Source organism: Catenulispora pinistramenti, assembly GCF_018274385.1.
In the GTDB taxonomy this organism is placed as follows: Bacteria; Actinomycetota; Actinomycetes; order Streptomycetales; family Catenulisporaceae; genus Catenulispora; species Catenulispora pinistramenti.
This window is the reverse complement of the sequence record NZ_JAAFYZ010000039.1, coordinates 20,714-44,661: the sequence shown is the minus strand read 5'-3', so window position 1 is coordinate 44,661 and position 23,948 is coordinate 20,714. Positions and strand designations below refer to the sequence as shown.

Here is a 23,948-nt window from a genome sequence, read left to right as displayed (position 1 = left end):
CACGCCGTCCCCCACCCCTCGAAGGGCATCCCGTCAGATCAGGCGGCCCAACCGCCGGGAGTCTGGCGCACCGGTCGGGGGCCTTCCTTGATCACTTTCAGATCCTACGAGGCGACCCGAAGCGAGCGCAGCGCCGATCGGGTACCCCGATCGGACTCCCCGATCGCGGTATTCGGACCGCTGCCTGGGCTGGGAGGGTCAAGGCGGCCGCTCTGCGATCGCCGAACGGGCAGACTTGAGCAGACGAACAGCCTTGAGCGGATGAACGCACGGGCCTTCGGCTCGACGCGTATCAATACCCTGTATCAGGCCGTCGAACGAGAACGGTCGGGGACCCGGCTATCGTGAGCTGCCGTGATGGCGGGATCGCGGGACCGCACGCGTACCGCCTCAGGGCCCGAGCAGCGCGCCCGGGCCGATGACGCGCTGCTGGAACCGCTTAGGCCAGCAAGCCCTGCTGGAGCGCGTAAGCGACGGCCTCGGTCCGATTCGTGCAGTTCAGTTTCGCCAGGACGTTCGTGACGTGGCGTTTGACTCCGTGCTCTGAGATGCCGATCCTCGGGGCGATCTGCTTGTTGCTCAGCCCCTCCGAAAGCAACACCAGGATGTCGAGCTCGCGCTGGGTCAGCTGGATTCGCGGCCAGGCAGCGCTCAGATGGCGCCAGGGGCGGGGAGCCGGCCGGCGGCCCGGTTTGGCGGGCGGCTCGACCTGGTCGTCATCGGCGGCCATGCCCTGCAACACCCGGCTCAGGTTCTCGACGTTCAGCGCATCGAACGCGATCGAGCCGGAGGCGGCCTGCTCGGCGACATCGCCGAGCCGCGACGCGTCGCCGTTGTTCAGCACCATCAGGAGTTCGACACCGGCGGCCGCGGTCAGTTCCTGGAGCCTGGCCAGCGCATCGGGGTCCAGGGACTCAGAGGCCAAAACGGTGTCGGCGGCGCTCTCCCCCTGGTCGTCGAAGAGCGCGTCGACCTCGGTCATGGTCACGACCCTGGACACGAAGCTCATGGACGACAGCATCGCGACCAGCCCGAGGCGGATGACCTCGCTCGGTTCGATCACCGCTATCGCCCGGCGGGCCGGGTCGCCGCCGTCACCGTGCCGCCGGCCGGATGGGCGCCGCATGTCAGGAGCCTGACCCGGCGTCGCCTTCGATCACTGACAAGACAAGTACCCCCGCGCCAGCCGATTCGAACAGTACTGCCCGCCCCGCGACCGACTGAATCAGGATCCTGCTCTGACGGTCTGTCGCCGACAATACCCCCTCGGTCACACTGGATCAACCTTTCGCCGCGCTCACCGATCTTCTGGCGGCAAAGCATTTTTCTGACGCTGATCGACTTCTTAACGCAATGTTGTCGGAATATTGCAGACATCTGTCCGCACTGTTACGTTCCTCCGTGCATCGCCGCCCCTTGACGATCGCGATCACTTCATGGTCCTCACGTCGAAAGGAATCAGGGGTGTCACAGAAGATCCCAACACTGCGAAGAACCTTGGGCGCGGCGGGCGGCGCCGTCCTGATGGCCTCAGCTCTGACCGCGACCGCCACCGCCGCCACGACGCCCGCTTCCGCCCCGACCGCGGCCACCACCGCCACCCCGGCGGCAGCCACCGGCGGTGCCGGGGCGAGCCTGCCGTATACCGAGGTGGAGGCCGAGAGCCAGGCGACCAACGGATCCGTCATCGGCCCCAGCTTCGCCGCGGGCCAGCTCGCCGACGAGGCCTCCGGCCGCAAGGCGGTGACGCTTCAAGGCCAGGGACGGTACGTCGCCTTCACCACGCCGGTGGCCACCAACTCGATCGACTTCCGTTACAGCATCCCGGACACCGCGACCGGCTCCGTCTACAACGCCCCGCTGTCCCTGTACGTCAACGGCACCAAGCAGCCCGACTTCTCGCTGACCAACGCCTACTCCTGGTACTACGGCACCTACCCGTTCACCAACAACCCGAGCAACGGCAAGCCGCACCACTTCTACGACGAGGTCCACCGGCTGCTCTCCTCGACCTATCCGGCCGGCACCACCTTCAAGCTGCAAGTCGACTCCGAGGACACCGCCTCGGCCTATACGATCGACGTCGCGGACTTCGAGAACGTCGCGGCGCCGGCAAGGCAGCCGGCCGGTTCGGTGTCGGTGACCAGCAAGGGTGCCGACCCGACCGGCGTCGCCGACGCGACCGCCGCGTTCAACGCCGCAATAGCCGCGGCCGGCGCGGGCGGCACGGTGTGGATCCCGCCGGGGACCTTCAACGTCCCGGGCCACATCGCCGTCAACGATGTCACCGTCGAAGGCGCGGGCATGTGGTACTCGACCGTGGCCGGAGCGGCTCCCGGCTTCTACGGGAACGCCGCGCCCAACCCGAGCACCAAGGTGCACCTGTCGAACTTCGCGATCTCCGGCAACGTCCAGATCCGCAACGACAGCGCGCAGGTCAACGGCATCGGCGGGGCGATGAGCAACTCCACGGTGTCCGACATCTGGATCGAGCACATGAAGGTCGGGGCCTGGATGGACGGCCCCATGAGCAACCTGACCTTCTCCGGCATGCGGATCCGCGACACCACCGCCGACGGCATCAACCTGCACGGCGGCGTCACCGGTTCGACCATCGCCGACAGCAATGTCCGCAACACCGGCGACGACGGCATCGCCCTGTGGGCCGACGCCAGTATCGGCTCGGATTCGCACGACACGATCTCGGACGACACCGTCCAGCTCCAGCAGCTCGCCAACGGCATCGCCGGATACGGCGGCGACAACAACACCATCACCGGGAACCGCGTCGTGGACTCCGGCATCAGCCAGGGCGGCGGCATCCATATCGGCCAGCGCTTCTCGTCCACCCCGGTCGGCCTGTACACGATCTCCGGCAACACGATGCTCCGGGACGGCGACCTCGACCCGAACTGGAACTTCGGCGTCGGGGCCTTGTGGTTCGACGCGCAGCAGGCCACCATCACCGGGCCGGTCAACGTCAGCAATGCCCTGATAGAGCAGAGCCCTTACGAAGCCGTCCAGTGGATCCAGGGCACCGTCAACGGCGTCAGCCTGGACACCGTGACCATCGCCGGGACCGGCACCTTCGCCTTCCAGGACCAGACCGGCGGCTCGGTGGTGCTGAAGAACGTCACCGGGACCGGCATCGCCCAGGCCGACCAGTGCAAGACCCCCAGCTACAGCTGCGACGCCGGCAACTTCAAAATCACCGACGCCGGCGGCAACTCCGGGGTCCTGCCGACGAGTTGCACCACCACCAGCCCGCCGCCGGTCTTCCCGCCCTACCCGGGCACCACGGGCGCCACGCGCACTACGGGCACTACGGGCACTACGGGCACTACGGGCACTACGGGCACTACGATCCAGGTCGCTCCCGGCTCGCTCGACTCCACGAACCCCACGAGGAGCGCATCATGACCCTGAGAAGACGTACGGCGTCCGGATCACGTCGCATACGAACCCTGAGTTCGCTCATCACGGCCTTCGCCCTGGCCGCGGGCTCCGCCGGCCTGGCCACCACGGTCGCGGCGGGACCGGCGCGCGCCGCCTCGTCGCCCACCACCCCGATCTGGTCCACCCAGCTCGACTTCGACAACGGCGGCGCGGCCTGGTCGGAGTCCTACTTCGCCGGCCTGGCCGCCAAGGGGCTGACGACCGCCGAGTTGAACATGCCGTGGGGCACGATCGAGCCGTCGGCCGGTACCTTCAGCTTCACCATCTGGGACCAGGAACTGGCCAACGCCGCCGCGGCCGGGATCCAGCTCATCCCCATCTTCTGGTCGTCGGGGTGGGGTGGCAGCCCGGCCCCGTGGATCACCGACCTCGAGAAGGCCAGCAGCGGGGCGGCGGGTCAGGCCCCTGACTGGTGGAACGCCACCGAGCAGTCCGAGTACTTCACCTACGTCGAGGACACCGTCCAGAACTCGCTCGCGCAGCCCGCCGGGTACGGCGGCGCGATCCTGGACTACGGCTTCCTCGACGCGCAGTGGGACATCAACGGTTCCGGCGGCGGCTACACCACCGACGACATCGCCGAGTTCCAGAACGTGTACCTGCCCGACACCTACGGCACCATCGCCACGTTCAACTCCGATGAGGGCACGTCGTACGCGTCCTTCAGCCAGGTGCCGGCCGAGGCTGCCGGGCAGTCGTTGTTTGGGGTGTTCCAGGCGTTCCGGGCTTGGAGCGTCGAGCAGACCTACGGAGCTTTGACCGCGGCCGTGCGCAACATCACCGCGAACACACCGCTGTACTACTACTACGGCGGCGGGTTCGGGAACGCGACGAACTACGCCAACAACCCGGACACGTTCTACAAGCTGGCCAAGAAGTACAACGTCACCGTCATCGCCGACTCGGCCAGCAACACCGGCATGACGTTGGCGATGGCGAGCCTCGCCCGCGCCTACGGCGTGAAGATGGCCGAGGAGTGGACGGCGCCGAGTTCGGACTCTGAGCTCGCCGCCTATGCCGTGCAGTGGCTCGACAGCTATGGCATGACGTTCCCGCAGGCAGGCGGTGAGGACTTCTTCATCCATGACGGCACAAGTAAGGACACTGTCGGATTCCCCATCTACACCAGCTGGCTACCGACGCTCAAGAGTCTGTCGGGAACGTACCCGCAGCAGCCTGCCGCGCTGTACATCGATGTCTCCCAGGGCTACGGGAACACCGCCGGCGGCAGCTTGAACAACGTGGAGACCGAGGCGGCCAGCATCTGGAACAGCTTCCAGTCCGGGCTGGCCATCGTCACCAGCCAGGAGGTCGCCAACGGCGCGGTGAGCCTGTCCTCGTTCGCGGGGGTGCTGCCGCTCAACGGTGCGGACGCGAATCTGACCACGTACAAGAACGGTGGCGGCGCGCTCCTGACGTCTCCAGCACAGCTGACTCAGTATGCGAAGGCGTACGCGGTGGTCGACGCGCCGTCCGTCGGCAACGTGCAGACCGTGCCGGTCGTCGCCGCCAACCACACCAGCGCCTCACTGACGCTGGCGAACATCACCACCGGCACCGCCTACAACGCGCCGATCGCCGTCGACCCCGCTGGGCTCGGCCTGAACGCGGGCAGCTACTACCTCGTGAACGCCGCCGGCGCCGCGCTCCCGCAAACCGTCCAGGCGAACGGGCTGATCTGCGTGAGCGCGAGCCTGGCCGCGGCGAGCCTGGCCGAGTGGACCGTCAAGGCCGGGTCCGCACCCGCCGGCACCGCCTCCTCCGGCTGTCCGACCACGTACACCGGCGCTACGACGGTGACTGCCACCGCCGGCCAGGCCGGTGGCGGACTGGACTTCCTGAACGTCGGCGGCACGAACCAGGGCTCTGACGGGAATCTCACGCAGATCACCCAGGGCGGCCAGACCGCGTACGAGACCTGGACCAGCGCACAGAGCGGGGTCACGCCGGCGAACGTCTACCTGCGGCTGGCCCCGGCGTCCGCGGTCGAAGCGGCCTCGAACATCTCGGTGCAGGTCACGTACTGGGCGAGCGCGAGCCAAGGCTTCACGGTGCAGTACAGCACCCCGACGAACGCCTACCAGAACGGGCCGAGCGTCACCAGCCCCGGCACCGGCACCTGGGCCACCGCCACCGTGCAACTCACCGGCGCCCAGCTCGATGAGCTCGAGAACGGAGGCGCCGATCTCCGGCTCGCCGTCACCGCCCCCACGGCGCCGCTGATCGTGCGCAGCGTCACCATGTCGGTGGCGAACAACAGCGGCGGCCCGACCCTGGCCGCGACACCGAGCTCGCTGAGCTTCGGCAACGTGAGCGTCGGCTCGAACAGCCCGGCCCAGACAGTGACGATCACCAACTCGGGCACCGCGGCAGCCGCTGTCTCCGGCATCACGGCCGCCACCGGCTTCGCCGAGACGAACACCTGCGGCTCCAGCATCGCCGCCGGCGGCAGCTGCACGGCCAACGTCACCTTCACCCCCACCGCCGCCCAGGCCTACAGCGGTAGCCTCACGGTCAGCAGCAACGCGAGCAACAGCCCCCTGACAATCCCGCTCACCGGGACCGGCACGAACGCGAACACCAACCTCGCGCTCAAGCAACCGATCACCGCCTCCAGCGTGCAGCAGACCTACGCGGCCACCAACGCCAACGACGGAAACACCGGCAGCTACTGGGAGAGCCGCGACGGGACCTGGCCCAGCACCCTGACCGTCGACCTGGGCTCGACCCAGCCGCTCGCCGACACGGTCATCGACCTCCCGCCGCTGACCGTCTGGCAGACCCGGACCCAGACCCTGGCGGTGCTCGGTTCGAACGACGACTCGACGTGGACGGCCATCACCGCCTCCGCGACGTACACGTGGAATCCGAGCACTGGCAACACGGTGACCATCAACTTCCCGGCGGGTACGGCATACCGCTACGTCCAGCTGAGCTTCACCGCGAACAGCGTGCAGAACGGCGCGCAAGTCTCGGAGTGGCAGATCTTCGGCTGAGGCCGACAGTCTGCAATGCCGCCAGCCCCGTGGACCGGAGTCCACGGGGCTGGCGGCATTCATCGCGCGCAGTCAGCAGCCGATATCCCCTGGGGACCTTCCAACGGCACACATGCACGGCAGGCCAATTTGCCTAAGTAACTTAGGCAGATGCATGATGGTTGTCGGCAAAAAGGAGGAAGGCTATGGCTAGAGCGGGCCTGACCCCGGAGCGATTGACCCTGGCCGGTGCGGAGCTGGCCGACGAGGTCGGCCTCGACCAGGTGACCGTCTCGGCGCTGGCCCGGCGGTTCGACGTCAAGGTTGCGAGTCTGTACTCGCACCTGAAGAACTCCCAGGACCTCAAGACCAGGATCGCCCTGTTCGCCTTGGAGGAACTCGCCGACCGAGTCGCCGCGGCCCTGGCCGGACGTGCGGGCAAGGACGCTCTGGCCGCCTTCGGCGACGCGTACCGCGACTACGCCCGGGAGTACCCGGGTCGCTACGCTGCCGCCCAGCTGCGGCTCGATACCGAGACGGCAGCCGCGAGCGCCGGGGTGCGGCACGCCCGGATGACGCGGGCGATCCTGCGCGGCTACGACCTGACAGAGCCGGACCAGACGCACGCGGTCCGCATGCTGGGCAGCGTCTTCCACGGCTACGTCAGCCTGGAGATGGCCGGCGGATTCAGCCACACCGCCGTCGACTCGCAGCAATCTTGGGAGTGGACCCTGGACTCCCTCGACGCCCTGCTGCGCGGCCAGGCCAGTTCCTGACTCACCGGGGCTTTCGCCGCTAGCAGCGGCGGTCCGTCGCGCCGCGAACCGACACACCTGAACATTCCGAAAGGCAGCCTCGGACAATGACCACCGAGCACGAAAACTGGATCACCACACCGGTCACCGCGGACCTCCTGCGCGGTTTCCTCGACCTGGAACCGACCGCACGCGGGCTGCTGCCGCATCGGCTGCCCGCCCGGGCCCGGCGGCAGATCCCCGACGACCGACTGGCCGTGGCCGAGGCTCAGCCCTCCGGCGTGCGCCTGGCATTTCGCACCCGGGCCGCGACCATCGAACTGGACACGCTGCCGACCAAGCGGGTCTACCGAGGCTTCCCGCCTCCGCCGGACGGCGTGTACGACCTGCTGGTCGACGGACGGCTCACCGCACAGGCCACGGTGCCCGAGGGCAACGTCCGCACGATCACCGACATGGTCACCCAGTCCGCCGAACTGACCGAGGGGTCCGCCGGGACCGCCCGGTTCACCGACCTCCCGGCGGGTGACAAGGACGTCGAGATCTGGCTTCCCCACAACGAGATCACCGAACTGATCTCCCTGCGCACCGACGCCCCCGTCGAGCCGGCGCCCGACCGCGGGCACAGGGTGTGGCTGCACCACGGCAGTTCCATCAGCCACGGCTCGAACGCCGCCCATCCGACCGCCACCTGGCCGGCCCTCGCCGCGGCCCGGGGCGGCGTGGAACTGGTCAACCTGGGGTTCAGCGGCAGCGCACTGCTCGACCCGTTCACCGCCCGGGCGATCCGGGACACGCCCGCGGACCTGATCAGCATCAAGATCGGCATCAATGTGGTCAACACCGACGCGATGCGCCTGCGCGCCTTCACCCCCGCGGTCCACGGTTTCCTCGACACCGTCCGCGAGGGGCATCCGACCACGCCGCTGCTGGTGGTGTCCCCCCTCCTGTGCCCGGTCCAGGAGGACACCCCCGGCCCCCTCGCCCCCGACTTCGACGGCGGGACCCTGCGGTTCAGGGCCACCGGCGATCCAGCCGAGCGCGCCGCCGGACGCCTGACTCTCAACATCATCCGCGACGAACTCGCCCGGATCGTGGCACAGCGGGCGGCCGAGGACTCGAACCTGCACTACCTCGACGGGCGTCGCCTGTACGGCGAGAAGGAGTATGCCGAGCACCCGTTGCCCGACGCTCTGCACCCCGATCCCGCTGGACACCTCCGCATCGGCGAGAACTTCGCACGGCTCGCGTACAACGACGGTGCCCCCTTCGCCGCCAAGAGCAGCTGACCAACTTGCTCCCCCGCGGACCACGCTGATAGTCGGGGTCCCCACAGGGGGACCAGCATCGCCGCCTGCGTCGCCGAGCTCAGTGATGCCCAGCCGCGTCCGGCCGCCTACTCCGGCCAGGCATTGCCCTGGATGATCCCGACGAAGTCCGCCCGCACGAACGAGGGGTCGAAGTGCGCGAGGACGTCGTCGTTCATGGTGCCGAAGGTGGTGTCGGGGCGGCCGGCCATGCCGTCGTAGAACGCGCGCAGGATCCGGTTCTTGAAGTCCGGGCGCGGGTAAGCGGCCACCACGGCGGCACGCTGCTCGGGGCTGATCTCGTCCAGTCCCAGGCCCAGGACGTCGGTCTCGACGCCGAGCGTCACGACGGCGACGTCGGGTTCGAGCTTGAGCGGGATCTCGGGGGTGGTGTGCAGTGCGATGGCGAGCCAGACCTCGCGGGCCTCACGCGCCGGCCGGCCGTGGTCGAGCAGGAAGTCTCGCGCGGCGTCGGCGCCGTCGACCTCGAAGCGCTGGTCTTTGGTGCCGTAGGCGGTGGTCAGGCCGAGGTCGTGGAAGAGCGCGCCGACGTAGGCGAGTTCGGGGTCCACCTCCAGCCCCCGGGCCGCGGCCTTGAGGGAGCCCCACAGGAAGACCCGGCGAGAGTGGTTGAACAGGGTGTCGTCGGTGGCTTCGCGGACCAGCGCGGTCGCCTCGCGGACGAGTTGGGTGTCGGGCACGGTGATCCCGGCGATGACCTCCGACATGCTTCCTCCTGGAATCGGTTGCGTTGTTGACCGATTCCAGTCTTGGTCGCAGCCTGTGGCCCGAACACCGCGCCGCCGGACAGGCATCCCACAGATCCGGACAGCCGACGCGCCTAGGCCGATCAGCGCGGGCGCAGGCGAACCAGCACAAGAACCGATCCGGACAGCCCGGCTCAACCAGCCGCGCCGTGAGTACTCCGGAACCGATGCCGATAGGCGGCGGGACTGATACCGAGCCGCGCGACGAACGTCCGCCGCATGGTCTCAGCGCTGCCGAACCCGGCCTCGCGCGCACTCTCCTCCACACCGTGCCCGCCGTCGAGCAGGGTCTTGGCGTGGTCGAGGCGAATCTGTTCGACGAAGCGGGCCGGGGTGGTCCCGAGCTCGGTCGTGAACAAGCGCGTGAGCTGCCGGGTGCTGACGCCGACCCGCGCGGACAACGCCGCCGCGCCGTGGTCCAGGGCCGGTTCGGCGGCGACCAGGCCGACCAGCTCGCGCAGCTCGACCGTGCGCGGCGGCCGGACCCGCAGCGGCGCGGAGAACTGCGACTGCCCACCGGTCCGCTGCATGTACACGACGAGCTGGCGGGCCACGCTCCGGGCCAGGTCCGCACCGTGATCGCGCTCCACCAGCGCGAGGCTGAGGTCGATGCCCGCCGAGACCCCGGCCGAGGTGAAGACCTGGCCGTCCTCGACGAACAACGCGTCCGGCTCCACCCGGACCCGCGGATACGCGCGCGCCAGCAGCTCAGCGTGCTGCCAATGCGTCGTGGCCCGCCGGTCGTCGAGCAGCCCCGCGGCCGCCAGGACGAAGGAGCCGGTGCAGATCGAGACCAGGCGCTCCGTACGCGGGGACAAGGTCCGCACCGCGTCGACCAGGTCGCCCGGGATCGGCTCGGTCACGAGGTTGTCGCCGCCGGCGACCACCACCGTCTCGGGCGCGGCGACATCGGCGGCCCGGCCGTCGACGGGCATCCGCATCCCGACCGACGTGCTGACCGGCTCGCCCGAGGCGGAGACGTAGCTGACGGCGTAGCGGGCGCCGAGCAGATTGGCCGTGGCGAACACCTCGGCGGGTCCGGCGACGTCGAGCATCTTCACGCCGTCGAAGACGACGATCGCGACTTTCTGCTCCCGGGTGCCCATGGGGACATTCTTACCAGCCGTGGGACGGAGATGATCGCCTGAGGCTGACCCGGTTCGACTTCCAGATGGGCTCGGCCTGGCACCCCGGTACCACCGCCGTCGCGAGGAGTCCCCTCCGGTCCCAGGGTTTCGCATCTCCCCGCCCTTAGCGTCGAAGGTGCAGGTCGCAACTGGTACGCGGCCGGCACGGGAGACTGGAAGGGACCGGAGCCGTGATCGAGGCACGAGGACTGAGCAAGCGGTACGGGGACAAGACAGTGGTCGATCATCTGTCCTTCACCGTGAAGCCCGGTGAGGTCACGGGGTTCCTCGGGCCGAACGGCGCGGGGATACCTGCCCGCCGCCCACTGAACCGGCCACCGGCACGAAGGGACAGGTCATGCAAGAGGACTTCGCCGGCAAGGTCGCCCTCGTCACCGGCGCCGGATCCGGTATGGGCCGCGCCACCGCGATCCTGCTCGCCAAGCGCGGCGCGGCGGAGGTCGCCGAGCGCGGCATCCCGATGCGCCGGGTCGGCACCGGCCGGGAGATCGCCACCGCCGTCGCGTTCCTGCTCTCCGACGACGCTTCTTACGTCAACGGCGCCCATCTCGCCGTCGACGGCGGTTTCCTCGCCTGAGCCGCTTTTAGCCGCCAGCCGCTTGACACAAAAGTCAAGCGGCTGTTTGAGTTTCTCCCATGGCGACACACAAGGCGGATCAGCGCAGAGAAGCCGGGCAGCGCACGAAGGATGCCCTGGTGGCCGCCACGCTGGAGCAGCTGGCGCAGCGGGGCCGGGAGGGCCTGACGCTCCGGGAGGTCACTGACAGCGCCGGGGCCAACGTGGCGGCGGTGAGTTATCACTTCGGGTCGCTGAAGGGGCTGTGCGACGCGGCGATCGAGCACGCGCTGGAGCGGTATCTGGACGCGCAGATCCAGTCCCTTGAATCGCTCACTCCTGCCTCCGGCTTGGAGGACGTGGCCAGGGCGTTCGCCGCGCCGATGGTGCACGCGCTGGCAGCCGGCGGGCAGGAGTTGGTCGTCATGCGGACCGTCGCGCGGATCGGGATCGATCCACCGCGCGGCTGGGACCGGCTGGCCGGCAAGTTCGAGCAGACTCGGCGCGACACGCTGCGGGCGCTGAGGGCGAACCTGCCCGGAGTCGGTGAGCCCGAGGCGGTCTTCCGGACCCGGGCCGCGGCCGGTCTGCTGAACTGGCTCGCGCTGGCGCCGATCGGTGCCGAGCTGGCCGCCGGGCCGGCGGAGGAGATCGAGAGGCTGGTCGTCCCGGTCGTCGCTGGCGCATTCCGGGGGCTCCCGGCAGCGGGCTGACCTGGCCGGGAGTTGTCGGGCGGGAAACAATTCAAACGGACGCTTGACAGGGTGCGGAGCTCGGCGCAGAATCTTAAGCAAGCGTTTGAATAACCTTCTGGAAGGGGAGATCCATGAGCGACATCACCACTGGCGCCGACACCACCGCGACGGGCGGCACGACGGGCACCACGACGGGCACCACCGCGACCGACGCCGAGGCGATCGTCCGCGCCGCCTACCACGCGGCCGAGGGCGGCGTGCTGGACGTCGAGGGATTCAAGGCCCTGTTCGCCGAGGACGGCGTGTTCAACAACGTCGTCGCCGGGGAGAGCTACCGCGGCGAGCACCTGGGCGACCTGGTCGCCTTCATGGGCCAGCTGGCCCCCGACCTGCACCGCGACCTGCGCAGGTTCCACGTGATGGGCAACATTGTGGCCGTCGAGCTGAGCATCCAGGGCACCGTCACCGGGCCGTTCCCCACGCCGGCCGGCGTCCTGCCGCCCAGCGGCGCCAAGCTCGACATCCCGACCGCCGACTTCTGGTACATCGAGGACGGGAAGGTCAAGGAGTTCAACTGCTATGTCGGTGTCAGCGTGATGCTGGCGCAGCTGGGCGTGCAGCCGGACTTCGCCGGCGCTGTCGCGGCCTCGAACGCGGCGTCCGCCGCAGGCAGCTGAGACCGCCGCCGGGGCGCGGGCCGCGCGGCATCGGCATGACGCCGCCGCCGATAGCAAGATCCGCTACCTATCTGGTAGGTTCTGCCCCAGACAGCGACGACCGGCGTCAGCTGCTGCTGGGAGGTGGCGAGCGCATGTTCCCGTTGCAGGACCCCGCCCCCGTGACGCGCCAGCGGGTGGCCGACCAGATCGTCGAGGATCTGCGCACCCGGATCCTCGACGGCTCGCTGCCGGACGGTTCGAAACTGCCCGCCGAGCGGGAGTTGGCCGCGCACTACGACGTGAGCGCGCCGACCGTGCGCGAGGCGATCAGGGTCCTGACGGCGATGGGACTGATCAGGATGCGGAACGGGGCCCGGGCCACGGTGACGGCGCAGGGTGGTTCGCTGCTCGCGCTGTCGATCTCCTCGGTCGTGCAGTTCGAGAAGATGCAGGTCCGGGACGTGCTCGGGCTGCTCGGCGCGCTGAACGCCTACGCCGCCGAACTGGCGGCCCAGCACGCCACCGACGCCGAGCTCGCCGAGTTCAAGGTCACGGCGGCGCGCACGCTGGAGACCGGCGACACCCCCCGCATGATCGCGGACCTGAAGGCCTTCTTCGACCAGCTGGCCGAGATGTCGCACAATCCCCTGCTGACGGCGCTGTGCCGCTGCATCACCGAGATCCAGCTCGGCCTGGCCGCCAAGGTGGCCGGGTCGGGCCGGGACGGATCGGGCGGTCCCGGGTCCGGCCGGGACGGGTCCGGCCAGGACGGCTCGGCCCGAGACGGCTTCGGCGCGGTCGCCGCCTCGGTCGCCGAGACCCGCGTGGAGATCGCCGACGCGCTCGCCGACCGCGACGCGATCCGCGCCGTGAGCCTGGTGCGCGAGTACCACCGGCGCGTCGTCGACCGCGTGCAGTCGCTGCCCCGCGCCAAGGAGCTCGCCGAGTCCGATCCGGGGCTGCGGCAGGTTCTGGCGGGCTGGCTCAACGAGAACGTGCGGCTGGCGGGCGCCGCGGAGCCTCGACAGCGGTAGTGATCGGGCTCAGCCGATATCGGCCGTGAGCCCCACGCTCTGCACGCCGAAGACCGCGCAGGTCTCATCGTTCTCGGGCCGATCCCCGCTGACGCCGACCGCACCGACGACTTCCCCGTCGGCGTCCCGGATCAGCACGCCACCCCGGGAGGCGGCGACGCGCCCCTCGGAAATGGCGGCGAGCGCGGCGAAGAACGCGGGGTCACGGGTAGCGTGCCGGGCCCCCGCGGCACCGCCGACACCCATCCCGACGCAGCCCCACGCCTTCGCGTGCGCGATGCCGGGCCGCAGGATGCCGGCGTGATCCTCGCGCTTGAGGACGATCGCGTTGCCCCCGGGATCCAGGACGGTCACCGCCAGCGGCCGGAACCCGAGCTCACGCGCCTTGGCGAGGGCGGCGTCGACGATGTCAGAGGCCCGCTGCAGGGTCAGTGTGGTCATGGAGCCAACCTACTAGTAAGCCTTCCTACTTGAAAGACTCGGGGCAGGCTGGATCGCACCTCGTGACCTACCACACCCGCCCCGACCTCGGCAGTCAGCGCTCACCACAGCCGGACCAAGCGGCAGCCAGCCCCGCATTGACACAAACCTACTTGGTTGGTTTCCTGGAACAGGACCAGGAGAACCCCCTCAAGAAGTGAGTGCTGATGAAGATCACCGTCTACGACGAGAACGCGTTCAGCATGGACCACCCGCGCGGGACCGTCTCGTTCAACTACCTGCTGATGGGCGACCGCGGCAAGCCGCTGGAGAACTACCGCTACATCCTCGGCCGCAACGAGGCCGACTTCGTCATGCCGCGGCACCGCCACACCTTCGAGCAGGTGCGCCTGCCGATCGTCGGCGACATGGACGTCGGCGAGCAGGGGATCCTGCACGAGGGCGAGATCGGCTACTTCCCCGAGGGCCAGACCTACGGGCCGCAGAACGACCCGCTGGAGCCCGGTAAGCCGAACCGGGTCCAGCTCGTCCTGCAATTCGCCGGGGCGTCGGGCCTGGGCATGGGCGCGGGACGCGGCCGCGGGCCGGGCAACCCCGAGGCCCAGCGCGAACGCCGCGAACGCCGCCCGAACAAGTTCCCCCGAGCCCGCTACCAGGGCGTCATCAAGATGGACCCGGCCCGCTTCAACTGGCTGCCGGTCCCGGGCAGCGAAGGCGTCGAGCGCAAGTTCTTCGGCTCCTTCAGCGAGCGCGCGTTCTGGATCGACATGATCAAGATCGACGCGGGCGCCACCTGGACCAGCAGCAGCCAGGACGCCCGCCGCCTGACCGTCGTGCTGTCCGGCAGCGGCAGCGTGTCGGGCAGGGGCGGCGTGTCGGGCAGGGGCGGCGTGTCGGGCAGGGGCGACGTGTCGGGCAGGGGCGACGTGTCGGGCACCGAGATCGCCAAGCTCGGCGCGATCGAGGCCGAACCGGGCGAAGACGTGGACTACACCGCCGAGGAGGAGATGGTGCTCTACACCGTCGGCCTGCCCCCGATCCAGCTCCCCGCGGTCCCCTCGGACCAGTTCGACGAGGTCACCACCGACGGCGGCATCCAGTTCGAGAACCCGGCGGACGGCCGGGAATAGGAACGCCCACGTAGTTCTGCGCCAACTCGGCGGCCGCACTGCGCGAGGAGGCGATACGGGCCAGTTGTGACAGCTGGAGCCTGGTGTCGAAGGCGGACTGGTCGGGGTCGGGGTGCGGGGTCGTGGTCATGAAGTAGGAGAAGTGCTCCGCGCGCCAGACGCGTTCCAGGCAGGTCTCGGAGTAGGCGTCGAGGAGTTGCGTGGAGCCTGTCTGCTTCAGGTGGGTCAGGGCGCGGGCCAGGATGATGACGTCGCCGGTGGCGAGGTTCAGGCCTTTGGCGCCGGTCGGGGGCACGATGTGGGCGGCGTCGCCGGCGAGCAGGATGCGGCCGTGGCGCATGGGTTCGGTGACGTGGCTGCGCGTCGGGAGGACCGATTTGACGGTGATGGGGCCGCAGGTTTTTTTGGGGCTGGAGTTCGCGTGCCGGGTTGCTGTTGGGGTGTGGTTTTCAAAGCTTTTTACGCCTTCGGTCATAGTTGTGCCGGTTCGGGGTTCGGGTCGGCGGGTGTGTGTGTCGGCTGCCGGTTCGCGCGTTCACAACCCCGCCGCACCTCAGGCCTCTTCAACTCCAGCAAGTCGGAACAAGGGCAAGAGCCAGATCAAAGACCAGATCAACAGCAAGATCAAGAGCTGTGATGAAGAGCCGGGCCTCCGGCGGGCCTCGGCAACCTCAGGGAAACTTGCGCGGTTCCCTCGGGTGGCTGGGTCGGTCTCAGCGGCTGCGGTTTGTGGGGTGGTGCGGTTCGTTCCCCTCGGTCGCGTCGTCAGCCCGGGGGGTACAGCACCGGTGTCCGGGGGTCAAGTCCGCGCGCTTGCGGTCATGCGTGTGAGCTGCGGTTTTGATAGCGCGAACTTGACCCCCGGCCACCGGCACTGTAGGCGAAGCCCTGCCGACGCGACCGAGGGGAACGAACCGAAAACCAGCCGGAGAAATACAAAACGGGGGGTGCGGGTACCGGCGGCCCGGCGAGTTCGACCGCCGGTCCCGGTGCTGGCCAGCGCGCCGGTATCCGAGGTGCGCGTTCCGGGTTGGCGGGCGCCGGATCGGCACGGCGGCAACAAACAACCAATACCACCACCGGGATAGCAGGTTGCTGAGACAGATCGGCGAAAATCGGCTGCAGTAGTCGCCAAGCTGGGCCTTGTCCGGGTCTTCGAGACTCATCGCGGGCACGGCCGTCCAGCACCGCATATGGGCCTGTTAACTGCACTACACCCGGGCATGTTGTCGACCACCCAACCAGCTACCCGCCGCCACGCCCTCACCGGCAGCCGCAGCAGCCAACCGGTGTCCTCGTTCCCTGCGTTTTGTATTTCTCCGGCTGGTTTTCGGTTCGTTCCCCTCGGTCGCGTCGGCAGGGCTTCGCCTACAGCGCCGGTGGCCGGGGGTCAAGTTCGCGCTATCAAAAACCGCAGCTCACACGCCCGACCGCAAGCGCGCGGACTTTACCCCCGGACACCGGTGCTGTACCCCCCGGGCTGACGACGCGACCGTGGGGAACGGACCGCACCACCCCACAAACCGCAGCCGCTGAGACTAGATCGGCCACCCTAGGGAACCGCGCTAGTTTCCCTGAGGTTGCCGAGGCCCGCCGGAGGCCCGGCCCTTCACCACAGCCCTTGACCTTGACTTTGCCGTTGATCTTGCCCTTGCTCGGACTTGCTGGAGTTGAAGAGGCCTGAGGTGGGGCGGGGTTGTGAACGCGCGAACCGGCAGCCAAGTCACAGACCCACCACCCCGAACCCCGAACCGGCACAACTATGACCGAAGGCCGTAAAAAGCATTTAAAACCCACACCCCAACCGCAACCCGGCCCGCGAACTCCAGCCCCCGTTGTACTGCAGTCGCGCTGCCGTCAGAACAGCGTCGGCGCGTCCTCGACGACCGAGTACGCCTCATCAACAATCAGGACGCTGCGCCACTTGTCGAAGGTCGTGCAGGGGTGTGACACCGACAGACCGACCGCGTCACCGACCGCCAGTGGATGGTCGGCGGGGAGCCGGAGGATGAGGTGTTGGTCGTTGAGGGCCGTCACCTCTAGGCCTTGGGGATCCAGGGTGGCGGTGGCGGTGGCGGCGGCGGCGGCGTGGCTGTGGCCGTGGCGGCGGATGTGCCGTACTGAGGGGAGCCCGGCGTCGTGGGACACGTCGCGGCGGCCGATTCCGATGACGGCCGACTTCGGTTCGGGGCGGGAGAGCACGGTGCCCCAGACCTCCAGTGCCTCGCGGAGGCGGTATGGGCCGGTCGCGTGGCTGCCGAAGGGGGACAGCCGGTCGTAGTAGCCCCCGTCGTGGGTGACGTAGCAGCCGCTGCGCAGGACCAAGCGGGGGGCGAGGTCGGGGAGGGCTTGGACGGCTCGGTCGAAGTGGACGCTGCCGCCGAGGGTCACGATGCCGTCGAGCCGCTGCGCGAGGGCTGACAGGCGTTCCAGCAACGTATCAAGGCGGGGTCCGGGGTCGAGGATACCCTCGAACGCCGCGATGCCGCCGAGGGTGAGGGGTCCGGCCTCGATCCGGCGGGCCAGTTCGAGGGCGGCTGTGTCGTCCCGCAGGCCGGTGCGGCCGGCGGGGACGCCGAGCTCCACCAGGACCCTGAGTCCGGGGAAGGCCACTGACTCCAGGGCTTCCAGTGAGGCTGTCGAGTCGGCGTAGCAGTAGACCTCGCGGTCGCGCAGGACGTGCAGCTGTCGTAGGGAACCGGGGTCCACGACCTGGTTGGCGATGAGGATTCGGGGGGCGTCCAGGACCAGTGCCTGGCGCGGGTTGGCCACTGTGACGGCCCACGCGCCGGCCTGGAGCTGGCGGGCGACGATCGCGGGGCACATCGTGGTCTTGGCGTGCGGGGCGAGGCGGACGCCTTGGGCGCGGCAGTAGGCTGCCATGGTCGCGATGTTGTGCTCCAGTGCGTCACGCAGGACGACGGCTCGCGGTAGGGCGATGGTCCCGTCGAACAGACCGTCCGCCACATTCAGACCGTCCGCCACATTCAGACCGTCAGCCACGGCGCAGCACCTTTCCCGGACGCTCCGCGCCCACTTTGCCGTCCCGCGCCACGACCCGGCCCGAGACGATTGTCAGCGCCACCCCGGCCGGCGCCTGGCGGGGCTCGGTGAAGGTGGCCCGGTCGGAGATGGTCTCCGGATCGAAGGCGACCAGGTCGGCGACCGCCCCGGCCCGGATCCGGCCCCGGTCGGCCAGCCCCAGCCGGTCGGCCGGAGCGCTGGTCATCCGGCGGACCGCGTCGGCGAGCGCCAGGTCCCCGCGCTCGCGCACGTACCGTCCCAGCACCCTGGGAAAGGTGCCGAAAGACCGAGGGTGCGGCTTTCCCCGGCCCGCGACCGGAACCGCGTTGCCGTCCGAGCCGACCACGGCGAGCGGGTGGGACAGGAAGGCCCGGACGTCCTCCTCCCGCCGGTAGTGCAGTACCGCCTGGGCGGACCCGCCGTCCGGGGCCGCGCACAGGTCCAGTACCACTTCCTCCGGGGAGCGCCCCCACAGATCGGCGATCTGGCCCAGCGTCAGCCCGACGAGCGCCGGATCGGCGGCGTCGGAGATGGTGACGCGGTCCCAGTGCCAGGGGATGCCGCCGTACCAGCCCTCGCCGATGGCGGCGAGGGCCCGGCGCCGGTCGGCTCCGGCGGGGTCCTTCTGGACCCATTCGGGCAGGTACTGGATCAGCGCCGAGGAGGAGGCGTCGTAGGGGTAGACGTCGAAGCCGGCGTCCAGTCCCGAGGCGGTGGCCGTCTCGAACCGGCGCAGCGCGTCGGCGTGGCGGCCCCAGTTGGCGGGCTCGTTCAGCGCCAGGTGTGAGTACTGGAGCCGGACGCCGGTGCGGCCCGCCGCGCCGAGCGCTTCGTCGACAGCCGCGAACTCGCCGCCCGCGACGGCTCTGGCGTGGGTGGCGTAGAGCGCGCCGTGCCGGGCGGCCACGGCGGCCAGTGCCTCGATCTCCGGTGCCGGGGCGTAGGAGGAGGGTGTGTGGGTCAGGCCGGTGGACATGCCGTAGGCGCCGGCGGCGAGCGCCTCGTCCAGCAGCCGGGCCATGGCGGCGACGTCCTGCGGGGTCGCCGGGCCGTAGGGGTCGTCCATCGCGGCGATCCGCAGCGCGCCGTGGCCGACCAGCGTGGCGACGTTGAGGGCGAGCGGGCCAAGGGCCGCGCCGTAGGCGTCGAGCCCGGTCCAGCCGATCTCGGTCGGCGCGTCTCCGAGCCGGCCGAGGTGGGCGGTCAGGTTCGCGACGTGCCTGGGACCGGGCCCGACCGGGAACGCCGAGAAGCCGCAGTTGCCCAGGACCTCGGTGGTCACGCCCTGCAGGACCTTGCTCTCCCCGGCCGAGTCGTGCAGCAGGCTGACATCGGAGTGGGTGTGGATGTCGATGAAGCCCGGGGCGAGGACCAGAGCGGTCAGGTCGATGCTGTCAGCGGCGGTATGAGCACCCTCGCTGATCCGAACCTCGCTGATCCGGTCCCCGACGATCGCGATGTCCCGCCGGATCGGGGCGGCCCCGGTGCCGTCCAGGACCAGCGCTCCGTGCAGCAGCAGATCGGCGTGCACCGCGAACCCCTCGCCTCGGCCCTTGTGGATTCCGATCAGCGTAACTAGGTTTGCGGATCAGGGCAACGAAAATGGAACGCGAGGTTCATTAATGCGCATCGGCATCGGCGGCATCTGGCACGAGACGAACTCCTTCGTCCCGGAGCCGACCGGGCTGGCGCGGTTCCGCGCCTATCAGTACTTCGCGGGCGCCGATCTGGTCGACGCGCTCCGCGGCACCGGCACCGAGTTGGGCGGCGCGCTGGAGGCGGTCCCCCGCGCGGTCCCGCTGTTCTTCGGCGCGGCGCTGCCCTCCGGCCCGGTCCGCCGGGAGGCGTTCGAGGCGATGCTGCGCGATCTGGCGGTCCGCACCCGGGCCGCGCTGCCGCTGGACGGCCTGGTGCTCAGTCTGCACGGGGCGATGATGGCCGACGGGCACCCCGATCCCGAGGCCGAGATCGTCGGCACCCTGCGGGCGATCGTCGGTCCGGTCCCGATCGCCGTCACCCTGGACTATCACGCGAACCCGGGCCCGGCCCTGGCCGGCGCCGCCGATTTCCTGGTCGGCTACCGCACCTATCCGCACTCCGACATGGCCGAGCGCGGCGCCGAGGCCGCCGAGCTGGTGCTGCGCAACCCGCCGGTCGCCCACAGCCTGCTGCGGCTGCCGCTGCTCACCCCGCCCGCCACCCAGGAGCACCGAGCCGAGCCGATGCGCTCGATCCTGGCCGCCGCCGACCGGCTGCGCGCCGAGCCGGGGGTCTGGGCGGTCAGCACGCTTCCCGGCTTCGCCTACGCCGACTGCGACCGTCTCGGCTTCGCGGTCTACGTGGCCGCGGAAGCCCGGGCGGCCGAACGGGCCCGGGCCCTGGCCGCCGAGGTCTGGTCCCGCCGCGCCGCGTTCACCGCCGAGCTGAGCGATCCTGACGACGCCGTGCGCGAGGCGCTGCGCGAGCGGTCGAAGGGACCGGGCTCGGGCTCGGGCCCGGTGGTCCTGGTGGACGTGGCCGACAACGTCGGCGGCGGCGCACCCGGCGACGGCACGGCGGTCCTGCACGCGTTGGCCCGGCAAGGCGCGACCGACGCGGTCGCGGTGCTGTGGGACCCGGCAGCCGTCGCGGCCGCCCACGCCTCGCCCGGAGAACGGCTGGAGCTGCGGATCGGCGGCCACAGCGCCGACCTCATGGGCCCACCGATCACGGTCCGCGGCCGGGTCGACCGGCGCGGGCCGGTGACCTATGCCAGGGCCGGTGCCTACATGCGCGGTCAGCAGGTGGACATGGGCCGGGTGGCCGTGGTCGAGACCGGGTTCGGGAAGGCGGTGCTCACCGAGAACCGGGTCGCGCCCTTCGACGACGACCACCTGCGGGCCGTCGGCATCGTCCCCGAGGAGGCCGCCTTCCTGGTGGCGAAGGGCGCGATCGCCTGGAAGTCCGGCTTCGGCGGCTACGCCCGCAAGGCCGTGTACGTCGGCACCCCCGGCTACTGCCCGGCGGATCTGGCACAACTCCCGTACCGCTCGCGGCCCGCGCCGATGCACCCGCTGGAAAGCGTCGGCCGCGACGACCTCCCTTTCCTGCCCTTCCCGCCCCTCGTCGAGGACGGACACTGATATGCGGATCCTGATCACCGGCGCGCGCCGTGGAATCGGCGCGGCCATCGCCCTCGGGCTGGCGGAGGAGGACTTGGTCCTGCACCACCTGGGAGCGGCGCGGGAGTGCGAGGCCATCGCCGCCGGCTGCCGGAACGCCGAGGTGATCGAGGCCGACCTCGCCGACCCGGCCCGGGTGCTGGCGCTGGCCGCCGAGGCCGGTCCGGTGGACGTCGTCGTGAACAACGCGGCGTTCGCGTCCTACACCGCGTGGGACGCGGTCGCGCTCCAGGAGTGGAACACCGCGTTCGCGGTGAACGTGACCGCTCCGATGCTCCTGGCCCAGGCGCTCGCGCCGGGGATGCGGGACCGGGGCTGGGGACGCATCGTCAACATCACGTCGGCGACCGTGCGGATGGGCGGCCCGTCGGGTCCGGCCTACGTCGCGGCCAAGGCGGCACTCACCGGCCTGACCGGCTCCCTCGCGCGGAGCCTGGGCCCGTACGGCATCACGGTGAACGCGGTCTCCCCCGGCGCCATCCGCACCGAGAGCGAGACCGAGGGCCTGGGCGGGCGGACCCAGGAGCAGCTGGACGCGGACGTCCTGGCCCGCCAGGCGGTCCAGCGCCGCCTGGCGCCGGACGATCTGGTCGGGTGCGTCAGGTTCCTGCTCTCCGACGGTGCCTCGGCGGTGACCGGTCAGGTCATCGAGGTCGGCGGCGGCCTCATCGCGCTGTAGCCGTTCACTGCCCGGTGGTCGCTCGGCGGTCCCGGCGGGTGACGCCGTCGATGAGGTAGTGGGTGAAGCCGAGGTAGGCCAACAGGTCGCCGCCGGCCTCCACGCTCGGCCGGTCGGCGGACCCCCAGCCGGGCTCGTCCTCGACCCACGGCCGGCAGCACTCGTAGTACTCGGCGAGCGGCTCCCGATAGGCCTGATGCGCCAGGGCGCGGCTGGCGCCGGACAGTTCGCGCGCCTCGGCGAGCCGTCCGTCCGGCAGTTCCACCGAGACATCGAAAGTCGGGTCGAAGAAGGCCCAGCGGCCGTCGAGGCCGAGTTCGACCGCGGTGTGTCCGCAGCGGAGATTGTCGTGGTAGACGAAGCACAGACGACCGGCGACCCCGCCGACCTCGCACAAGGAAATCAGCACCCTGGCCTGCTCGTTGCACCAGCCGGCGCCGGAGGCGACGATGTCCTCCTCGGACAGGGCCCGGTCCGGCGGCACGCGTTCGTCCACGTGGTGCGGATGGACGACGTGCTCGTTGACCCACCGCATCGCGGCCTGGGCCCGCTCCCGTGCCGTGCCGCCGCCGAGCGTCGCCGCGATCGCCTCCAGGACGGGACGCGAGCCGGGCTCGTACTTCAAAATTTGATGCTGTGGCTCCGGCGGATACAGGGCACCGTCCGTCTCGGGGCAGTACCGCAGCTGGCACTGCGCCTGAATCCGGTCGACGCCGCCGACCCCGACCGCGGCGATCGCCGCATCCAGGCCGCCGGGGAAGCCCCGCGCGATGTAGTCGCTCAGCAGCATGGCCCACCACTTTCCAGCCGCGGTGCGCGCGCGGCCATCGCCGAGGGCTGCTCGCCCTCGGTCGGATCGGCATCGAGCAAATCACCGATCGCCTTGATCACGATAGCCTCCGACGTCGGCGCGACCCGCGACGGCGGCCCGGTCTCATAGCCGCCCTGACTGTAGGAATGCGTTGTGCCGATGTAGCCGGGGCCGTAGTCGCCATACGCGGCCAGCGCGACGAACAGGTCGGGGCGCAGCGCCTTGGCGAACAGCTGGTACTCCACGAACAACTCCCCCGGCAGGTGCAGCACCCGCGCCGGTCCCAGCCGCAGGCAGCCCACGTCGATCGTGCTCCCGGCCGCGCAGCGCCGGCTCCACGCCAGATCACGAGCGGCGGTGAAGTCAGGCCGCTGCTCGAAGGCCGCCAGCGCACCCCCGTCGGCCAGATGCGGCGCCAGCGGCAGCGCGATCGACCGCGTCTGCCAGTCGAGGTCCGCGTCAGCGGCGGGCACTCGGTTCGCGGCCGACGCCTCCAGAGCCGCCGCCAGGCCGTCTGCCAACCGCCCGGCCAGCACCGGGCGGTTGGCCGGGCTCCCGTCGTTGTATTTGCCCGCGGTGATGTTGCCCGCGGCGCCACAGAAGTGGACGAACACCGCCCGCGGATGCGCCGCCTGCACGCGGTCGCGGGCCATCCCGACGAAGTCGTGGGTGACGAGGCGTTCGCTGTAGTGGCTCTGCGGATGGGTCGCGTAGTAGGTCAGCGCCGCGAGCAGCACCTCGCCGTTCCACAGGCTGATCACCTGGGCGTCCGGATCGATGAGACCTTCGGGGGCGGCGCGGACGTGCGGCTCGGCGGTGCTGCTGTAGCGCACGTGCGCGACCGTGCCGTCCGCGCCGAGCACCCGCCGCGTCGAGGCCACCCGGTGCACGCGCGCCGCACCGGTCCCGACGTGGGTGACCTCGGCCGGGTGGCCGAGCGCCGCCCGCACCGCGGCCCGCACGCGCAGCAGCGCCGCGTCCACGAAATCAGTGTCGTGACCGCGACCCGGCAGACCGTGCGCGGCCATGATGGCTTCGGCGCCGGGATCGGAGCCGGGCGCGTCGTGCTGGTGCAGCGCGTGCACCGCGACCCGGTCCGGCGTGGTCCCGGCCGCCTCGGCCAGCACGGCCCGCCAGGCGTCGTGCCCCTCGCCGGCCACCCCGGCCCAGTCCAGCGCGCACAGCACCAGCGGCGGACCGGAGCCGAGCAGGATCACGCCCCGGCAGGTCAGCGCGTCCGTGACGGCCACCGCCGGGGGGACCAGCCCCAGACACAGCGGGCTTCCCGGCGGTGGCGTCACATCGGCCACGAAGGTTGCGACCTGCATGAGGGTGGTGCGCTCCTTCTGG

20 protein-coding genes and 1 pseudogene are annotated in these 23,948 nt (G+C 70.3%); 12 read left to right on the top strand and 9 right to left on the bottom strand.

Translation table 11 applies throughout. From position 1 onward, the window contains the following. Positions 1-439: 439 nt before the first annotated feature. A complete protein-coding gene (locus tag KGQ19_RS14245; RefSeq protein ID WP_212009604.1) occupies positions 440-1,126 on the bottom strand; it encodes a helix-turn-helix transcriptional regulator in 687 nt (228 codons plus the stop codon). A gap of 338 nt (positions 1,127-1,464) precedes the next feature. On the opposite strand from KGQ19_RS14245, the gene KGQ19_RS14240 reads away from it, so the two are divergent. The 4 genes from KGQ19_RS14240 to KGQ19_RS14225 all read left to right on the top strand — a co-directional run bounded on the left by KGQ19_RS14240 (position 1,465) and on the right by KGQ19_RS14225 (position 8,475). Continuing rightward, positions 1,465-3,420, top strand: coding sequence for a glycosyl hydrolase family 28-related protein (locus KGQ19_RS14240; RefSeq protein WP_212009603.1), 1,956 nt, complete (start codon positions 1,465-1,467; stop codon positions 3,418-3,420). Continuing rightward, positions 3,417-6,452, top strand: coding sequence for a choice-of-anchor D domain-containing protein (locus tag KGQ19_RS14235; RefSeq protein WP_212009602.1), 3,036 nt, complete (start codon positions 3,417-3,419; stop codon positions 6,450-6,452). Before KGQ19_RS14240 ends, KGQ19_RS14235 begins: the two co-directional genes overlap by 4 nt. A 185-nt stretch (positions 6,453-6,637) precedes the next feature. Further along, positions 6,638-7,207 carry a TetR/AcrR family transcriptional regulator gene (locus KGQ19_RS14230; RefSeq protein WP_212009601.1) on the top strand — a complete coding sequence of 190 codons (570 nt, stop codon included), beginning with the start codon at positions 6,638-6,640 and terminating at the stop codon, positions 7,205-7,207. Between the two features lie 86 nt (positions 7,208-7,293). After that, a complete protein-coding gene (locus tag KGQ19_RS14225; protein ID WP_212009600.1) occupies positions 7,294-8,475 on the top strand; it encodes a GDSL-type esterase/lipase family protein in 1,182 nt (393 codons plus the stop codon). A 107-nt stretch (positions 8,476-8,582) separates the two neighbouring features. On the opposite strand, the gene KGQ19_RS14220 is transcribed toward KGQ19_RS14225, so the two are convergent. Both KGQ19_RS14220 and KGQ19_RS14215 read right to left on the bottom strand, forming a co-directional pair. Continuing rightward, the gene (locus KGQ19_RS14220; RefSeq protein ID WP_212009599.1) at positions 8,583-9,221 is read right to left on the bottom strand and encodes an HD domain-containing protein; all 639 of its coding nucleotides are present in this window, start codon (positions 9,219-9,221) and stop codon (positions 8,583-8,585) included. Positions 9,222-9,394: 173 nt separating this feature from the next. Then, positions 9,395-10,366 carry a GlxA family transcriptional regulator gene (locus tag KGQ19_RS14215; protein ID WP_212009598.1) on the bottom strand — a complete coding sequence of 324 codons (972 nt, stop codon included), beginning with the start codon at positions 10,364-10,366 and terminating at the stop codon, positions 9,395-9,397. Between the two features lie 212 nt (positions 10,367-10,578). On the opposite strand from KGQ19_RS14215, the pseudogene KGQ19_RS49560 reads away from it, so the two are divergent. The 5 genes and pseudogenes from KGQ19_RS49560 to KGQ19_RS14195 form a co-directional block, all read left to right on the top strand. After that, positions 10,579-10,695, top strand: a pseudogene (locus tag KGQ19_RS49560) (ABC transporter ATP-binding protein); the annotation flags it as partial. A gap of 50 nt (positions 10,696-10,745) precedes the next feature. Continuing rightward, the gene (locus KGQ19_RS53415; RefSeq protein WP_212009597.1) at positions 10,746-10,985 is read left to right on the top strand and encodes an SDR family oxidoreductase; all 240 of its coding nucleotides are present in this window, start codon (positions 10,746-10,748) and stop codon (positions 10,983-10,985) included. A gap of 59 nt (positions 10,986-11,044) precedes the next feature. Further along, entirely contained in the window at positions 11,045-11,677 is a 633-nt protein-coding gene (locus tag KGQ19_RS14205; RefSeq protein WP_212009596.1) for a TetR/AcrR family transcriptional regulator, read from the top strand. A gap of 113 nt (positions 11,678-11,790) precedes the next feature. Further along, positions 11,791-12,336: an ester cyclase gene (locus KGQ19_RS14200; protein ID WP_212009595.1), complete on the top strand. Its 546-nt coding sequence runs from the start codon at positions 11,791-11,793 to the stop codon at positions 12,334-12,336. Positions 12,337-12,470: 134 nt separating this feature from the next. Beyond that, the gene (locus tag KGQ19_RS14195) at positions 12,471-13,352 is read left to right on the top strand and encodes a FadR/GntR family transcriptional regulator (RefSeq protein WP_212009594.1); all 882 of its coding nucleotides are present in this window, start codon (positions 12,471-12,473) and stop codon (positions 13,350-13,352) included. A 9-nt stretch (positions 13,353-13,361) separates the two neighbouring features. Here the strand turns inward: KGQ19_RS14195 and KGQ19_RS14190 are convergent, their stop codons facing one another. Beyond that, complete coding sequence (locus KGQ19_RS14190; RefSeq protein ID WP_212009593.1) at positions 13,362-13,793, bottom strand: GlcG/HbpS family heme-binding protein; 432 nt, start codon at positions 13,791-13,793, stop codon at positions 13,362-13,364. A gap of 206 nt (positions 13,794-13,999) precedes the next feature. Here KGQ19_RS14190 and KGQ19_RS14185 point away from each other — a divergent pair, with 206 nt between their 5' ends. Further along, positions 14,000-14,923: a hypothetical protein gene (locus KGQ19_RS14185; protein ID WP_212009592.1), complete on the top strand. Its 924-nt coding sequence runs from the start codon at positions 14,000-14,002 to the stop codon at positions 14,921-14,923. Here KGQ19_RS14185 and KGQ19_RS14180 read toward each other — a convergent pair. The 3 genes from KGQ19_RS14180 to KGQ19_RS14170 form a co-directional block, all read right to left on the bottom strand. Beyond that, a complete protein-coding gene (locus tag KGQ19_RS14180; RefSeq protein ID WP_230418631.1) occupies positions 14,871-15,398 on the bottom strand; it encodes an FAD-dependent monooxygenase in 528 nt (175 codons plus the stop codon). The two genes, KGQ19_RS14185 and KGQ19_RS14180, sit on opposite strands and share 53 nt — an antisense overlap. Positions 15,399-16,780: 1,382 nt before the next feature. Continuing rightward, positions 16,781-17,926, bottom strand: coding sequence for an alanine racemase (locus KGQ19_RS14175; protein WP_212009591.1), 1,146 nt, complete (start codon positions 17,924-17,926; stop codon positions 16,781-16,783). Continuing rightward, positions 17,919-19,478, bottom strand: coding sequence for an N-acyl-D-amino-acid deacylase family protein (locus KGQ19_RS14170; RefSeq protein WP_212009590.1), 1,560 nt, complete (start codon positions 19,476-19,478; stop codon positions 17,919-17,921). Before KGQ19_RS14170 ends, KGQ19_RS14175 begins: the two co-directional genes overlap by 8 nt. Positions 19,479-19,569: 91 nt before the next feature. Between KGQ19_RS14170 and KGQ19_RS14165 the strand changes: the two genes are divergently transcribed. Both KGQ19_RS14165 and KGQ19_RS14160 read left to right on the top strand, forming a co-directional pair. Next, positions 19,570-21,069 carry a M81 family metallopeptidase gene (locus KGQ19_RS14165; RefSeq protein WP_212009589.1) on the top strand — a complete coding sequence of 500 codons (1,500 nt, stop codon included), beginning with the start codon at positions 19,570-19,572 and terminating at the stop codon, positions 21,067-21,069. A 1-nt stretch (position 21,070) separates the two neighbouring features. Then, positions 21,071-21,787, top strand: a complete 717-nt coding sequence (locus KGQ19_RS14160) for an SDR family NAD(P)-dependent oxidoreductase (protein ID WP_212009588.1) — start codon at positions 21,071-21,073, stop codon at positions 21,785-21,787. A gap of 4 nt (positions 21,788-21,791) precedes the next feature. Here the strand turns inward: KGQ19_RS14160 and KGQ19_RS14155 are convergent, their stop codons facing one another. Continuing rightward, a complete protein-coding gene (locus KGQ19_RS14155; protein WP_212009587.1) occupies positions 21,792-22,577 on the bottom strand; it encodes a transglutaminase domain-containing protein in 786 nt (261 codons plus the stop codon). Next, positions 22,568-23,926 carry a hypothetical protein gene (locus KGQ19_RS14150; RefSeq protein ID WP_212009586.1) on the bottom strand — a complete coding sequence of 453 codons (1,359 nt, stop codon included), beginning with the start codon at positions 23,924-23,926 and terminating at the stop codon, positions 22,568-22,570. The genes KGQ19_RS14155 and KGQ19_RS14150 overlap by 10 nt, the downstream gene beginning before the upstream one ends. Between the last annotated feature and the right edge of the window lie 22 nt (positions 23,927-23,948).